Raw genomic sequence first — 15,591 nt, 5'->3', positions numbered from 1 at the left:
GAAGGCTCGGAAAGTCAGGATGAAGGCAAAGGCGTTCGCGTTCCTCGGCCTGCGGCGTGGTGTTCTCGCGACCGTCACTGCGGCAACCATCTCGTTGGGGACCATCGGTTTCGCACCGCCAGCCGCGGCCGACGACATGCGGTCGAAGCAGTGGTACCTGGACGCGATGCATGTGGACAAGATCTGGAAGAAGGCGCAGGGCGAGGGCATCACCGTCGCTGTGATCGACTCCGGGGTCAACCGCAACACCGCGTCCCTCAAGGGTCAGGTCCTGAAAGGCAAGGACTTGACCGGGTCCGACGGTGACGAGTTCACTGACTTCAAGGGCCACGGGACGACGATGGCCGAACTTATCGCCGGCACCGGAGCTGGAGGCGGCATTCAGGGCTTGGCCCCCAAGGCCAAGATCATTCCCTACCGGGTGAGTGAGCACCTGACACCCGGGGAGAAGAACGAGAACGCCTTCGACTATCGGGAGGCTATGGAAGCCGCCATCAACAGCGACGCCCGGATCATCAATATTTCTTCCGGTAGCGAATATTACGTCAGCGCCTACCGAAAGCTCTTCCAGCAAGCGCAGCAGAAGGGGAAGCTCGTCTTTGCTGCTGCGGGCAATGACGGGGACGGGAAGAACAAGCGTCACTATCCTGCGGCGTATCCCGAGGCAGTCGCCGTTGCGGCTACCAACCCGGATGGGAAGGTCGAGGAGTACTCCCAGCACGGCGACTACATCGACCTTGCCGCGCCAGCAGGTAATCTGCCGCGTTGGTGCGACAACACCTTCAGCCGCTACTGCATGGGCGAAGGCGGTACCAGCTCTTCTGCGGCCATCGCCTCCGCCTCCGCCGCCCTGATCTGGTCCGCCAACCCCGACTGGACCGCCAACCAGGTGCTGCGCGTCATGCTGGAGTCCGCTGCACGCAGCGACGGCTGGAAGCCGGGCAGCGTGAGCAGGTACCTCGGTCACGGCATCGTCCGCCCCGGCGCCCACATCAACCGCGGCATCGGCAAGCCCGGCGACCCCAACATCAGCCCCCTGACCAACCTCCCCACCAACGACACCGAAGCGCCCGACTCCGACAAGTCCCCGGCAGCCGAGGGCTCCGAAGGATCGGGTTCCTCCGGCGACAAGGCGTCCGCCGCACCCGATGGCACGGACACCCCGGCCAAGGACGGCTCCGCGCCCGGCGAGGCCGCATCGGCGTCCGACGCGGAGTCCTCGTCGAGCAACGGCGCGCTCTGGGGGATCGGAGCCGTCGGCGTCCTCGCCGTGGTCGCGGGCGCCGGCTACGCCGTCGCACGCAAGCGCCGCGGCGCCTGACGCCCCGCCGCGACGTGGCGCGGCACGACCACACAGCCACTCACACCAGGCAGTTCAGTAGTCCAGAGTCAGAGTCCAAGAAGGGAACACGACTGTGTCACAGGGCCAGAAGCTCTCCGATGAGCAACTCATCAAGCTCGAGCGGGAGATCTTCAACAAGTTCACCTCGCTCAAGGGCCAGCTCCAGCAGATCCAGGGCACGATCGACAGCCTTGAGGGTCAGTGGAAGGGCATCGGCGCCGGCGCCTTCGACGAGAAGCAGCGCGAGATCAACACCTCGATGGTGCGGATCGGCAACATCCTCGCCAAGTACCTCGAAGCCATGAGCGCCTCGCGCAAGATCAAGGGCGGCACGGAAGACGACATCCGCGCCGCGGTCCAGAGCATCAACGTGAACCTCGGAGCCAGCACCCCGGCTCCGTCCAACCTCAGCAACCTCTAGCAGGACGCCCGACGCGGCTCCCGGACGACCCGGGCCGAGGCCGCGTTCGACGAGAGACGAGATGAGCGAATCATGGCAATGAACTCTTACGACGAGCTGGTCGTCAGGTACGGCGCCCTCGACGCGACGGCGACCGTGCTGGGCAACCAGGCGAAGAAGCTGGAGCAGGACCTCCAGGACATCAAGACCGCGGTCGCGACCGTGGCCGCCGGCTGGGAGGGTGAGGCGCACACCTTCTACACGGAGCAGCAGGCCATCTGGGACAAGGAAGCGCAGGACATCCACCAGGCCCTGACGCAGATCACGGCCATCGTCGCGCGCGCCGGCGGTGACTACATGGGCGGCGACAAGAAGGCCGCCAGCTACTTCGCCTGAGCCGCAGCGCGGCTGGCAGTAGCAGCACGACGATCCGGGGTGGGCACGCGCGAGGGGTGCCCACCCCGTGCCGTTCCCGCGCTACGACCCTCCCGATCAGATCAGCGGCCCTCATCTGTGTCCGGGGCTTCAGGAGCGCGCCGCCCCCGGCGGCCGCCGCCGAGTATTTCGCCCGCGCTCGCACGCACTGATATCTCCGCCTCTCGACGGGCGGGATCCTCTCCGCCGTGTCTTGGTGGGATTCAGTTGCCTTCGGCCGGGGGAGACGGCACCGGGGTGTCCGACGACCAGAAGGTAGACGTGATGTACGGAAGCCCTTTCGCCTCGGGCGAGTCCGGGGCGATCGGTGTCTTCGACGGCTCGGTGACGTCGGACTCCGTCACGCACGGCGACGAGACGTTGAAGAACGCCTGACCTTCGCGGCCGAAGTCCAGCGACAGCTGGAATCCTTCCGGAGTACGGGCAAAGACCGCGGGCTTTTCCTTGTTCGGGCGTACGGATGTGATTTCGTACCCTTCACCTTTCCAATAGCGCTCCACGACACCCACGAAACTCCCCCGACGCTCGGCCGAGATGATAGTCAGTACATTGCGCCCTCGCTTGACCTGGCCGGTTCCTGTGGAGTCGTTCTTGAAGTCTGTGCAGAGGGGGGTGCTCGACAGGCCCCGCTTCGTTTCAACTTTGGGTTTGATCGCGGCCAGCGTTCCGTTCAGAATCTCTTCCACCAGATCAGCAGCCTGCTGCATATCCACGTTGTTTGCCTTTCCCTTGGGTTCCTTCTCGCCCCCGCCGATCATGCCGCAGCCGGACACGACGAGCGTGGCGAGTGCGATGGGAAGAATGCGGCTCTTCATCGATGCTTCTCCGGTATGACGAGTTCGGGCTGTCCTGCGACGATCGCTGCGACATTCTTTGCCGAAACCTCGTCTCTTGTGGGCGTGAAGTAGTTCGAATGAGCAGGCGTGGGGCCCTGACCGTCGACGATCGGCAGAGGGCCGTCTTCCGTCTTGATGCGGTGGGCGCCGAAGGCCTCGCTGGCAGGATCCTTTCCGAACCAGATGTCGTCGTCCCCTTGGTCGGCGATCTCCCCGAACAGATAGGACCCGAAAGGCCCACCTGCGAAAAAGCCCGCCGTTCCGGCGGCCGTCTCCTTCTTGGAAGGCAGCATCGTCACCGGGTCGTTGTCGGCCGCGCCCACGAAGACGTGGTCCTTGCCGACACCCAGGTCTTCCGCTTTGTCGACGCCCACTCCGGGGCTTCCGAGGAGCACGATGTCGTCCACCCCCGGAATGCCACCGGGCTCCTGCGTCGCGGCACCCACAAGCCGGGAGCCGTAGGAATGCCCGATGGCTGTCAAGTGCGGGTCTTCATGATTGTTGGTGGCGGCCAGTCCGCTCATGAACGAGTTGTACGCAGGAGCGCCGTCCTCGGCCCGGTCGGCGGACATCACCTCGGTATTCGCCAAGAGGTTTTCGGCGTCCGGGCCGCCGAGCTGCGGTGGGTCGTATCCCAGCCACACGATGGAAGCGCTTGAGGGGTCCTTCTCGCGGGCCAGGTAGGCCGTATGGTAGGCGCGCTCGACATCGTTGCGGGCGAAGGCGCTGTCCAACGCCGTGCCGAGACCCGGGACATAGGCCGAAACATTCTTCGAGGTGTCCGGATTGCCGAATGCCACTGCGGCCCGCCCGGTGCCCTCGTCACCTATGGAAAGGAGATACATAGGGGGCTGTTCCGGATCCGCCAGATGCTTCGCAGCGTACTCTCCCAACTGGTTGCGGATCTCTTTGAGGCCCCCGAGCCTGGCCTCCGCAGCCTCGCCCTCCTTGCCCTCGAACTTGGCGATCAGCAGGTCGAGATTCTCCCGGTTCGCCTCGTCACGCACGAGCGCCGGAATGCCGTCCAGGTTGCCGAGGACGTCGGGATAGCTGGCCAGGTACTCCGTTCGCTGCTCGTCGCTGAGCCGATCCCACCACTCCTTGCGCTCGGCCGGAGTCTTGTCGAGCGGGATTTCCCGCTTCATGTAGTCGTATGACGCGTCCCGCACCGCACCCATGTCTGCCGCAGCGTCGGCCCACGTCTTGGCGTCGACCGTGAGACCTTCCGCTGCCTTCAACTTGCTCAACGCCCGCTGATATCGTCCGTCGGTCTCCCGCGCATCGCGCAGCGCTACGGCGATCCGATCGGCGATGTCCTGAGCCTTGGCGCGGTGTGGGTTGGGGTTAACGAACCGGTCGTATCCAGGTCCCTGCAGTCCGTTCCTGCCCGGGGCGTAGAACCCGTTGCCACCCGGTACGAGCAGTCCGTTGCTGCCTACGACCGTCCCGGCTGGGTGCGGTTCGCCGGTCACCTCGTTTTTGCCGCCGGCCGGGTAGTCGATACTGCCGTCGACGTTGACCGTGTACGAGTAGGAAGCGGCGTCGGCCAGTGCCTCTTTCAGCCGTCGCTGTGGCGAAGCGAGCTCTGTGGAAAGGCCGCTGACAGCCGTACGGATGAGGCCGCATTCCGTCTTGATGTAGTCATAGTTGCGACTGAGCCGCTTGAACCTGGCCACGGCAGCCTTGGCCGACTCGCTTTCCTGAGACTTCGTCAGCGCAGTGCCCACGTCGCCGTCGACCCGGGTCTGCGCCGAGTCCGCGTGCCGGGAGGCGGCACCCCAGCTGTCGGCCGCGTCGTCGAGCTCCGTCAGCTTCAGGTCGCGGAGCTGCTGCCACGTCAACTCGGAGGTCACTTGGCTGCGCCCTCCTTCGGAGTCTGCACCGCGTCGGATTTGGAGCCTGTGGCGGAGTCGACACCGGTCAGGTCCTTGGGCACCTGCCGCAGCTTCGGTTCAAGCGCCTCGCACTCGTCACGAACAGCCTGCAACCTGTTCTCCCATGATGTGAGAACGCTCTTCAGCTCGCCGAGGCTGGCGAGGCCCTCAAGTCCCGCTGCCATGCCCGCATGCCCCTTCGACAGGTTCCCCTTGGAGTTCTGGGTACTGACTCCCAGACTGCTGGCCGTACCGGCGGCTTGGTTCCACGGCTTGGCGGAGTGCTTCAGCCTTCCGTCACCACCCCCGTTGGCTCTGTCATGTCGGCCCTCCTCAGGTATTCCGTTCAGCTGCATGCCTGCCGAATCCCTCTCGGCAGCCGATGCTTTCAACTCGTCCCACTCGTCCCAAGGCATTACGTGAGTTCCTTCCCCCGCACGCATCCATACGTGTGATGCTCTCTGGCGTTCAAGGCTGGAGGGGGTGCTCGTGCACCGTGCGGAGGCACCCCAGAGCCACCCGCTCCGCTACTCCGGCTCCCCCAACCACCCCGTCTGCACCAGCGGATTCCCCCGCTGGCGCGACATGAAGATGCCCCGCCCCGGTGGCATCGGGCGCATGCGGGTGCCGAGGACGTCGCCCTCCTGCGGGTCGCCCGAGAGCAGCAGGCCCTGCGCGCCCAGTTCCATCATCCGCTGCATGAACGGCTCGTACGTGGACCTGCTCGCGCCCGCCGCGCTCCGCGCGATGATGAAGCGGACGCCCACGTCCCGGGCGAACGGCAGGTGCTCCGTCAGCTTGGCCAGCGGGTTGCCGCTGGAGGTGGACACCAGGTCGTAGTCGTCGACGACCACATACACGTACGGGCCCTGCCACCAGCTCCGGTCCCGCAGCTGCTGCGCGGTCACGTCGGCCGACGGCGTGCGGCGCTGCATCAGGTCCGCCATCGCGTCCACGTGGTGGTCCATGTTGTTGGACATCGGCACGTACTCGGCCAGGTGCGAGGCGGGCGTGACGTCCAGCAGCGCGCGCCGGTTGTCGATGACGAAGAACTTGGCCTCGCTGCCGTCGTACCGCTCGGTGATCTGCTTGATCAGCAGCCGCAGCAGGTTCGACTTGCCGGACTCGCTCTCGCCGAAGACCAGGAAGAACGGGTCCCGGTCGAAGTCCACGAAGACCGGCGCCAGGTTGTTCTCGTCGATGCCGAACGCCAGCCCGCGCCGGGGCTCGGCGGACCCGGCGGGCAGGCTCGCCGCCGGCAGCTCGCGCGGCAGCAGCCGCACCTGCGGCGCCGCCGGCGCCGTCCAGTGCCGCCCGACCTCCTGCGTCATCGCCGCCGTCGCCTCGGCCAGGTCGCTGTCCGAGTGGATGCCGTCGATCCGCGGCACCGCCGCCATGAAGTGCAGCTTCTCCGGCACCAGACCGCGTCCGGGCACGCCCGGCGGCACATTGACGGCGATCTTGCGGTCCACCTCGGAGTCCATGACGTCACCGAGCCGCAGCTCCAGCCGGTTCATCAGATGGTCCTTGACGTTGGAGCGCACCTCCATCGACCGGGACGCCGTGAGGATCACATGGATGCCGTAGCCGAGGCCGCGCGCCGCGATGTCGACGACCGCCGTCTCCAGGCCCTCGTAGTCGGTGCGGAAGTTGCCCCAGCCGTCGATGACCAGGAAGACGTCGCCCCAGGGCTGGTCCGCCACCGAGATGTCGCCCCGGGCGCGCAGCCGCCGGTAGGTGGCGATGGAGTCGATGCCCGCGCTGCGGAAGTACTCCTCGCGCCGGGCCATCACGCCGTAGACCTCGGCCACCGTGCGCCGGACCCGCTCCGGGTCGAGCCGGGAGGCGATCCCGCCGACGTGGGGGAGACCGGACACCGAGGAGAGGCTGCCGCCACCGAAGTCGAGCCCGTAGAACTGCACCTCGTGCGGGGTGTGGGTGAGGGCGAAGGCCGCGATCAGGCTCCGCAGCAGGGTCGACTTGCCGGACTGCGGGCCGCCGATGATCTGCATATGGCCGGCCGCGCCGGAGAAGTCGCGGTACAGGGTGTCGCGCCGCTGCTCGAACGGCTTGTCGACGACGCCGAGCGGGACGACGAGCTTGCCCGCCCCCTCGTACCCGGGCTGGGTCAGCCCCCGGCCCTCCACCTGCGCGAGGCCGGGCAGGATCTCGTCCAGGGACGGCGGGTTGTCCAGGGGCGGCAGCCACACCTGGTGCGCCTCCGCGCCCCGCCCCTCAAGGCGGCGCACGATCACGTCCAGCACCGTGTCGGCGAGCGCGTCGTCCTCGGAGCGCGCGTCCGGCACCTGCGGCTGCTGCGCGGCCTGCACATACCGCACCGGGACGGGCGCCGCCGTGAACAGCGCGGGCCGGCGGTCCACGGGCAGCGGCCCGCCGGGGAGGGCGGCGTGCTGGTTGGTCCGGTAGACACCGGAGACGTAGGCGGCCTTGAAGCGCACCATCTCGTCGGTGCCGAACTTCAGGAACCCGGAGCCCGGCACATTGGGCAGCTGGTACGCGTCCGGCACGCCGATCGCCGCGCGGGACTCGGCCGCCGAGAAGGTCCGCAGACCGATCCGGTACGAGAGATAGGTCTCCAGGCCCCGCAGCCGCCCCTCCTCCAGCCGCTGGGACGCCAGCAGGAGATGCACGCCCAGGGACCGGCCGATACGGCCGATCTGGACGAACATCTCGATGAAGTCCGGCTTCGCGGTGAGCAGTTCGCTGAACTCGTCGATGACGAGGACGAGCGAGGGGATCGGCTGGAGGGCGGCGCCGGCGGCGCGCGCCTTCTCGTAGTCGTGGATGTTGGCGTAGTTGCCGGCGTCCCGCAGCATCTCCTGGCGGCGGTTGAGCTCGCCGCGGATGGAGTCGCCCATGCGGTCGACGAGGGTCAGGTCGTCGGCGAGGTTGGTGATCACCGCGGCGACGTGCGGCATCTGCGACATGCCCGCGAAGGTCGCGCCGCCCTTGAAGTCCGCGAGGACGAAGTTCAGGGTCTCGGAGGAGTGGGTGACCGCGAGGCCGAGGACCAGGGTGCGCAGCAGTTCGGACTTGCCGGAGCCGGTGGCGCCGACGCACAGCCCGTGCGGGCCCATGCCCTCCTGCGCGGCCTCCTTGAGGTCCAGCATGACCGGGGAGCCGTCCTCGCCGACGCCGATCGGCACCCGCAGCCGCTCGGACTGCGAGCGCGGCAGCCAGGTGCGGGTGACATCGACGGAGGCCGCGTCGCCGAGGTTGAGCAGATCGGTGAAGTCCAGGTTGGCGAGCAGGGGTTCGTCGTCGTCCGAGCCCGCGCCGGCGCGCAGCGGCGCCAGTTGGCGGGCCAGCGCCTCCGCGGCCTCGGGCCCGAGCAGGTCCGGGGTGCCGTCGTAGACGAGGCCGTGGCCGGACTCCAGCCGCAGGGCGTCGGGGCGCACCGTGACGGAGAGCCCGCCGCGTGCCCCGGAGGGCTCGCCGGGGACGAGTTCGATGATGGTCACGCCCTGGAGCCCCTCGGGCGCGGCAAGCGCGGAGGTCCCCGGCACCGGGACGCCGTCGAGGACGACGACGATGTGCGGCTGGTCCAGCAGCGGGTGGCCGCTGCCCTGGAAGCGGGGGCGGCCCTCCAGCGGGACGGTCAGCAGGTCCTGGAGGTCCCGGGGGTCGGAGGTGATCAGCCGCCGGGTGCCGGCGCCGTCACCGGGGCCGGACGCCTGGCAGTGCGGCAGCCACTTGGCCCACTCCCAGTGCCGGGCGGACTCGGCGCCCGCCCCGACGGCGACCACCAGGTCCTCGGGGGAGTGCAGCGCGGCCAGCGAACCGACCATCGCCCGCACGGCCGCGCGCGCGGACTCCGCGTCCCCGCTCACGGTCAGGTGGTAGAAGGCCCGCAGGGACACCGCCATCGGCAGGTTGTCCAGGGTGCCGTGCGCGTCGAGGAACTGCCGCATGGCGCCCGCCGCCAGGGGCTCCAGGTCGTCGACCGGGGCCGTCTCGGGGGCGATCAGCGGGGTCGCCAGCTGCTGGCTGCCCAGCCCGATGCGGACCTGGGCGAAGTCGTCGTCGCCGATGCGCCGTTCCCACACCCGGCTGCCCTCGGCGACCAGGGCCCACAGCTGCTCGGGGGAGGGGTGCAGATAGTACTGCGCGTCCCGCTGGAGCCGGGCCGTGCGGAGCACCGTGCGGCGGGTGGTGTTCAGGTACTTGAGGTAGTCCCGCCGGATGTCGGCCAACTGCCCCTGGGTGCCGCGCCGGTAGCGCACCAGCATCGCGATCGCCATCGCCACCGTGGACGCGATCATCACCATGCCCATGATGCGCATGATCGGGTTCGGGGTCATGAAGAAGAAGACGACCGAACCGCCCATGCCCAGCATCGGCAGGAGCTGCATCAGCGCGCCCTCCTGCTGCCCCCGGGGCAGTTCCGGCGGGGGTTGCAGATGCACCGCCTCGCCCGGAACTTCGGACGGCAGGGCCCGTGGTGGGCGCTTGACGACGATCTGGCTCACAGCTCACCCAATCCCTTGCCGGACGGAATCTTTCGGTCGGCGCCCCCGTGGCGACGGGTTCCCTCCGCGGGGAGGGATCCTACTTGCGTGACGTCGGCGGGGTGGGCGGTAGGGTGGCGCGACGTGTTTGCGCACCCGTGAACTACCGCAAAAATCGGGTCATTCGGAGTGCATGCCGGGCCAGCCGGCCCAGACCACCACGAGGGGGATCAGACAGGTGAGTATGACGGCCCCAGCGACGGCCGCCGGAGCCGGTCGGCCCGCACCCGCGACCGTGTCGGCCGGCACCGGGTTCTGCCGCGTCACGGTCGTGGCACCGGACGGCCGTGTGGACGTCGCCCTGCCCGAGGACATCGCGGTCGCGGACCTCTACCCGGAGATCCTGCGCCTGTCCGGCCAGACGCCCGCCCAGGGCGCCCCCGTCGGCTACCACCTCGTCCGCCGCGACGGCACCGTCCTCGACGGCGGCCGCTCGCTGGCCGCGCAGCGCATCCTCGACGGCGAACTGCTCTCCCTGCGCCCCTTCGCCGAGTCGCTGCCGCCCGCGGTCTTCGACGATGTGTCCGACGCCGTCGCCCAGGCCGTGGCCCGCGACCGCACCCTGTGGACCGACGCCCTGATGCGCGGCGCGGGCCTGGTCGCCGGCTCGGTGCTGCTGGTCCTGCTCGCCTTCGTCCTCTGGTCGGCCGACCCGCGGCACGACATGCACGGACTGCCCGGCATCCTCGCCACCGTGAGCGCCGTCCTCCTCCTCGCCCTCGCCGCCGTCCGCGTCCGGGTGTACGAGGACCGGAGCTCGGCCGTCGCGATCGGCCTCGGCGCGATGGCCAACGCGGCCGTCGCGGGCTCCGGGCTGCTGCCGCTCACCCGGGGCGAGGGCATCGGCAAGCTCCAGTTCCTGCTGGCCTGCGCCGCCGTCCTGCTCTGCTCGGTGGTCCTGATGCTGGTGGCCCCGGCGGGCGACGGGCCGTTCGTCGCCTTCGTCTTCGCCTCCGCCGTCGGCCTGGTCGTCACCTTCGTCGCCGTACTGACCGACCTCACCCCCTCGGAGACCGCGGCGGTCTGCGCACCGCTGGCCGTCGGCTCCCTCGCCTTCCTGCCCGGCCTCTCCACCCGCTTCGCCCGGCTGCCCATCGGCTTCGAACCGCCCCGCACCTCGGTCGGCGGCTACGACGACGAGCCGGAGCCGCAGGGCCCGGTGGACGCGGCCCGTATCGCCGCCCAGGCCCGCCGCGGCCACGAACTGCTGGTCGGCCTGGTCGGCGGCTGCGCCCTGGTCGCGGTCGGCGCCTCGGTCGTCCTGGGCTTCTCCGGCAGCGTCTGGGCTCAGCTCCTGGCCCTCGCCACCGGCATCGCGATGCTGATGCGCGCCCATCTGTTCCGCTACACCGCCCAGGTCGGCTGCGCGCTGGCGGCCGGTCTCGCCGCCCTGGTCCTCCTCGGCCTCGGCCTCTGCCTGAACCCGCCCGCCGGGATGATCCAGGACGCGCTGCGCGGCCAGGGCACCGCCCTGGACGTCCGCACGATCTGGCTCTCCGCGGCCGTCGCCGGCGTCGCCGCCGTCCTCACCGCGATCGGACTGGTGGTGCCGCGCACCGGGGTGACCCCGTTCTGGGGCCGCTTCCTGGAGGTCGCCGAGACGTTTGTGCTGCTCACGCTGATCCCGCTGTGCCTCGCGGTCTTCGGCGTCTACCACTCCATCCGGGCACTGACCTCCTGAACCGCCTGGTACTCTGACTGCGGCCGTTTGTGTACGCGCTCCCGGATTCCCTCCCGGAAACCTGGGAGCAGCGCGCATCGGACCCCGCCCTCCGAGTCACGGAAGCTCCCCTGAGACAGAGACCAGGGGCACTCGCGGGCGCATCGAACACCATGAGGAGTACCGAGTGTCTCTCGACGCCGCTACGAAGAAGCAGATCATCAGCGAGTTCGGGACCAAGGAGGGCGACACCGGCTCCCCCGAGGTCCAGGTCGCGATGCTGTCCCGCCGCATCTCGGACCTGACCGAGCACCTCAAGACCCACAAGCACGACCACCACTCCCGTCGTGGTCTGCTGATCCTGGTCGGCCAGCGCCGCCGCCTGCTGCAGTACCTGGCCAAGAAGGACATCCAGCGCTTCCGTACGCTGGTCGACCGCCTCGGCATCCGCCGCGGCGCGGCCGGCGGCGCCAAGTAAGGCGCGTCGAAGGGAGCGGTTCCCACTACCGGGGGCCGCTCCCTTCGCCGTACCGGCAGCCTCCGGCCGCCGGCCGCTGACCAGGCAGAACACCCGCACCATCGCCGCGCACGCGGCCGGACCCGCGCCGTTGTACGTGCGCGACCGGTGGCGCGGCAACTAGTCTGGTCACCAGCGCGCCCGTCAGAGCGCGCCGGCTGAATACAGACGAGAGGGAAGCCGCCTCCTCGCCGCCGGTCCTCGGTAGTGGCCCCCGGACGCACCGCCTCAGGTGCCCCGATCCGGGTGCTTCGATCGAAGACCGGCCCGCATCCAAGGCGCGCTTCTCCGTACACCGCCCGGCACCACACGGGAGCCGGGCGCAAAGACGATACGTAGGAGACACCGCTAGTGGAGAACGAGACCCACTACGCCGAGGCCGTCATCGACAACGGTTCCTTCGGCACCCGCACCATCCGCTTCGAGACGGGCCGCCTGGCCCGTCAGGCCGCCGGCTCCGCCGTGGCCTACCTGGACGACGACACCATGGTGCTGTCGGCCACCACCGCCTCCAAGAAGCCCAAGGACCAGCTCGACTTCTTCCCCCTCACGGTGGACGTCGAGGAGCGGATGTACGCGGCCGGCAAGATCCCCGGCTCCTTCTTCCGCCGGGAGGGCCGCCCCTCCGAGGACGCGGTCCTCACCTGCCGCCTGATCGACCGCCCGCTGCGCCCCTCCTTCAAGAAGGGCCTGCGCAACGAGATCCAGATCGTCGAGACGATCATGGCGCTCAACCCCGATCACCTCTACGACGTGATCGCCATCAACGCCGCCTCCTGCTCCACACAGCTCGCCGGCCTGCCCTTCTCCGGCCCGATCGGCGGCACCCGGGTCGCCCTGATCAAGGGCCAGTGGGTCGCCTTCCCGACGCACACCGAGCTTGAGGACGCCGTCTTCGACATGGTCGTCGCGGGCCGCGTCCTGGAGGACGGCGACGTCGCGATCATGATGGTCGAGGCCGAGGCCACCGAGAAGACCATCGAGCTCGTCAAGGGCGGCGCCGAGGCGCCGACCGAGGAGGTCGTGGCCGCCGGTCTGGAAGCCGCGAAGCCGTTCATCAAGGTCCTGTGCAAGGCGCAGTCGGACCTCGCCGCCAAGGCGGCCAAGCCCGAGGGCGAGTTCCCGATCTTCCTCGACTACGAGGACGACGTCTACGCCGCCCTGTCCGACGCGGTCAAGGGCGAGCTCGCCCAGGCGCTGACCATCGCCGGCAAGCAGGAGCGCGAGGCCGAGCTGGACCGCGTCAAGGCGCTGGCCGGCGAGAAGCTCCTCCCGGCCTTCGAGGGCCGCGAGAAGGAGATCTCCGCCGCGTACCGCAGCCTCACCAAGGCCCTGGTCCGCGAGCGCGTCATCAAGGACAAGGTCCGCATCGACGGCCGCGGGATCACGGACATCCGTACCCTGGCCGCCGAGGTCGAGGCCATCCCGCGCGTGCACGGCTCGGCGCTGTTCGAGCGTGGCGAGACCCAGATCCTGGGCGTCACCACGCTGAACATGCTGCGCATGGAGCAGCAGCTCGACACCCTCTCCCCGGTGACGCGCAAGCGCTACATGCACAACTACAACTTCCCGCCGTACTCCGTCGGTGAGACCGGCCGCGTCGGTTCGCCGAAGCGCCGCGAGATCGGCCACGGCGCGCTCGCCGAGCGCGCGATCGTGCCGGTCCTGCCGACCCGCGAGGAGTTCCCGTACGCGATCCGCCAGGTGTCCGAGGCCCTCGGCTCCAACGGTTCGACGTCCATGGGCTCGGTCTGCGCCTCCACCATGTCGCTGCTGAACGCCGGTGTGCCCCTCAAGGCCCCCGTCGCCGGTATCGCCATGGGCCTGATCTCCCAGGAGATCGACGGCAAGACGCACTACGTCGCCCTCACCGACATCCTCGGTGCGGAGGACGCCTTCGGTGACATGGACTTCAAGGTCGCCGGCACCAAGCAGTTCGTCACCGCCCTCCAGCTCGACACCAAGCTGGACGGCATCCCGGCCTCCGTCCTGGCCGCGGCCCTCAAGCAGGCCCGCGACGCCCGCCTCCACATCCTCGACGTGATGATGGAAGCGATCGACACCCCGGACGAGATGTCCCCCAACGCCCCGCGGATCATCACCGTCAAGATCCCCGTGGACAAGATCGGCGAGGTCATCGGCCCCAAGGGCAAGATGATCAACCAGATCCAGGAGGACACCGGCGCCGAGATCACGATCGAGGACGACGGCACCATCTACATCGGTGCCGCCGACGGCCCGGCCGCCGAGGCCGCCCGTGCCACGATCAACGGCATCGCCAACCCGACCATGCCGGAGGTCGGCGAGCGCTACCTGGGCACGGTCGTCAAGACGACCACGTTCGGCGCGTTCGTCTCCCTGCTCCCGGGCAAGGACGGCCTGCTGCACATCTCCCAGATCCGCAAGCTGGCCGGCGGCAAGCGCGTCGAGAACGTCGAGGACGTGCTCGGTGTGGGCTCCAAGGTCCAGGTCGAGATCGCCGAGATCGACTCGCGCGGCAAGCTCTCCCTGATCCCCGTGATCGAGGGCGAAGAGGACGAGAAGAAGGACGACGCCCAGCAGTGACGTCCCGTAGTTCGCAGGCGACGGCCCGCACCTCCTCGGAGGCGCGGGCCGTCGCCCGTACCCAAACCCTGCTCAAGGGCCGCGACGGCATCGGTACCGTACGGCGCACCGTGCTCCCCGGCGGGCTGCGCGTGGTCACCGAGACGCTGCCCTCCGTCCGCTCCGCCACCTTCGGGATCTGGGCGGGCGTCGGCTCCCGCGACGAGACCCCCTCCCTGGGCGGCGCCACGCACTACCTCGAACACCTGCTGTTCAAGGGCACGCACCGGCGCTCGGCGCTCGACATCTCCTCCGCGATCGACGCGGTCGGCGGCGAGATGAACGCCTTCACCGCCAAGGAGTACACCTGCTACTACGCGCGGGTCCTCGACACGGACCTGCCGCTCGCCATCGACGTGGTCTGCGACATGCTGACCGGCTCGCTGATCCGCCAGGAGGACGTGGACGCCGAACGCGGCGTCATCCTGGAGGAGATCGCGATGACCGAGGACGACCCGGGCGACTGCGTGCACGACCTGTTCGCGCACACCATGTTCGGCGACTCCCCGCTCGGCCGGCCCGTCCTGGGCACGGTCGACACGGTCAACGCCCTCACCGCGGACCGGGTGCGGCGCTTCTACCGCAAGCACTACGACCCGACCCGCCTGGTCGTCGCCGCGGCCGGCAACGTCGACCACGCGACCGTCGTCCGCCAGGTCCGCCGCGCCTTCGAGAAGGCCGGCGCCCTCGGCGACCAGGCGGCCGTGCCCGTCCCGCCGCGCGACGGCAGCCGGGTCCTGCGCACCGCGGGCCGGGTCGAGCACCTCAACCGGCGCACCGAGCAGGCCCACGTCGTCCTCGGCATGCCGGGCCTCGCCCGCACCGACGACCGCCGCTGGGCGCTGGGCGTGCTCAACACCGCCCTCGGCGGCGGGATGTCCTCCCGGCTCTTCCAGGAGGTCCGGGAGAAGCGCGGCCTCGCCTACAGCGTGTACTCGTACACCTCGGGCTTCGCCGACACCGGCCTCTTCGGCGTCTACGCGGGCTGCCGGCCCGGCCAGGTGCACGACGTGCTGAAGATCTGCCGCGGCGAACTCGACCGGGTCGCCTCCGAGGGCCTGTCGGACGACGAGATCTCCCGGGCGATCGGGCAGCTCTCCGGCTCCACGGTCCTCGGCCTGGAGGACACCGGCGCGCTGATGAACCGCATCGGCAAGAGCGAGCTGTGCTGGGGCGCCCAGATGTCGGTCGACGACATGCTCGCCGAGATAGCCGCCGTCACACCCGACCAGGTGCGCGCGGTCGCCGCCGACGTCCTCGGCGGCCGGCCGTCCCTGGCCGTCATCGGACCGCTGCGGGACAAGCAGGCGGACCGCCTGCAGGAAGCGGTCGCCTGAGCCGTGGGGTCCGGGGGGCCCCCGGGCCCCCCCCCCCACCCGAACAGTCCCACGGAC

General features: G+C 69.4%; 11 protein-coding genes. 7 read left to right on the top strand and 4 right to left on the bottom strand.

Annotated features, from left to right (window positions below; all coding sequences use genetic code 11):
- The first annotated feature begins 19 nt into the window (after window positions 1-19).
- From ABZ457_RS27060 to ABZ457_RS27050, 3 genes are all read left to right on the top strand, one after another.
- Window positions 20-1,321, top strand: a complete 1,302-nt coding sequence (locus ABZ457_RS27060) for a S8 family serine peptidase (protein WP_359162377.1) — start codon at window positions 20-22, stop codon at window positions 1,319-1,321.
- A 94-nt stretch (window positions 1,322-1,415) separates the two neighbouring features.
- Window positions 1,416-1,763, top strand: coding sequence for a WXG100 family type VII secretion target (locus ABZ457_RS27055; protein WP_359162375.1), 348 nt, complete (start codon window positions 1,416-1,418; stop codon window positions 1,761-1,763).
- A gap of 72 nt (window positions 1,764-1,835) precedes the next feature.
- Window positions 1,836-2,138 carry a WXG100 family type VII secretion target gene (locus ABZ457_RS27050; protein ID WP_359162373.1) on the top strand — a complete coding sequence of 101 codons (303 nt, stop codon included), beginning with the start codon at window positions 1,836-1,838 and terminating at the stop codon, window positions 2,136-2,138.
- Window positions 2,139-2,380: 242 nt separating this feature from the next.
- Here ABZ457_RS27050 and ABZ457_RS27045 read toward each other — a convergent pair whose 3' ends face one another.
- From ABZ457_RS27045 to eccCa, 4 genes are all read right to left on the bottom strand, one after another.
- A complete protein-coding gene (locus tag ABZ457_RS27045) occupies window positions 2,381-2,992 on the bottom strand; it encodes a hypothetical protein (protein WP_359162371.1) in 612 nt (203 codons plus the stop codon).
- The gene (locus ABZ457_RS27040; RefSeq protein ID WP_359162369.1) at window positions 2,989-4,866 is read right to left on the bottom strand and encodes an alpha/beta hydrolase; all 1,878 of its coding nucleotides are present in this window, start codon (window positions 4,864-4,866) and stop codon (window positions 2,989-2,991) included. The genes ABZ457_RS27045 and ABZ457_RS27040 overlap by 4 nt, the downstream gene beginning before the upstream one ends.
- Window positions 4,863-5,303, bottom strand: coding sequence for an amino acid ABC transporter permease (locus ABZ457_RS27035; RefSeq protein ID WP_359162366.1), 441 nt, complete (start codon window positions 5,301-5,303; stop codon window positions 4,863-4,865). Before ABZ457_RS27035 ends, ABZ457_RS27040 begins: the two co-directional genes overlap by 4 nt.
- 111 nt (window positions 5,304-5,414) lie before the next feature.
- Entirely contained in the window at window positions 5,415-9,377 is a 3,963-nt protein-coding gene (gene eccCa, locus ABZ457_RS27030) for a type VII secretion protein EccCa (protein WP_359162363.1), read from the bottom strand.
- Window positions 9,378-9,600: 223 nt separating this feature from the next.
- On the opposite strand from eccCa, the gene eccD reads away from it, so the two are divergent.
- The 4 genes from eccD (at window position 9,601) to ABZ457_RS27010 (ending at window position 15,534) form a co-directional block, all read left to right on the top strand.
- On the top strand, window positions 9,601-11,097 hold the full coding sequence (gene eccD / locus ABZ457_RS27025; RefSeq protein ID WP_359162360.1) for a type VII secretion integral membrane protein EccD: 1,497 nt from the start codon (window positions 9,601-9,603) through the stop codon (window positions 11,095-11,097).
- Between the two features lie 166 nt (window positions 11,098-11,263).
- The gene (gene rpsO / locus ABZ457_RS27020; RefSeq protein ID WP_018849931.1) at window positions 11,264-11,554 is read left to right on the top strand and encodes a 30S ribosomal protein S15; all 291 of its coding nucleotides are present in this window, start codon (window positions 11,264-11,266) and stop codon (window positions 11,552-11,554) included.
- A 390-nt stretch (window positions 11,555-11,944) separates the two neighbouring features.
- Window positions 11,945-14,158, top strand: a complete 2,214-nt coding sequence (locus ABZ457_RS27015) for a polyribonucleotide nucleotidyltransferase (protein ID WP_359162356.1) — start codon at window positions 11,945-11,947, stop codon at window positions 14,156-14,158.
- Window positions 14,155-15,534, top strand: a complete 1,380-nt coding sequence (locus tag ABZ457_RS27010) for a pitrilysin family protein (protein ID WP_359162353.1) — start codon at window positions 14,155-14,157, stop codon at window positions 15,532-15,534. The genes ABZ457_RS27015 and ABZ457_RS27010 overlap by 4 nt, the downstream gene beginning before the upstream one ends.
- Window positions 15,535-15,591: the final 57 nt, after the last annotated feature.

Origin of the sequence: Streptomyces sp. NPDC005805, from assembly GCF_040630445.1 — a bacterium.
Taxonomy (GTDB): domain Bacteria; phylum Actinomycetota; class Actinomycetes; order Streptomycetales; family Streptomycetaceae; genus Streptomyces.
The sequence above is the reverse complement of the archived record's forward strand: the minus strand, read 5'-3'. Positions and strand labels throughout refer to the sequence as shown.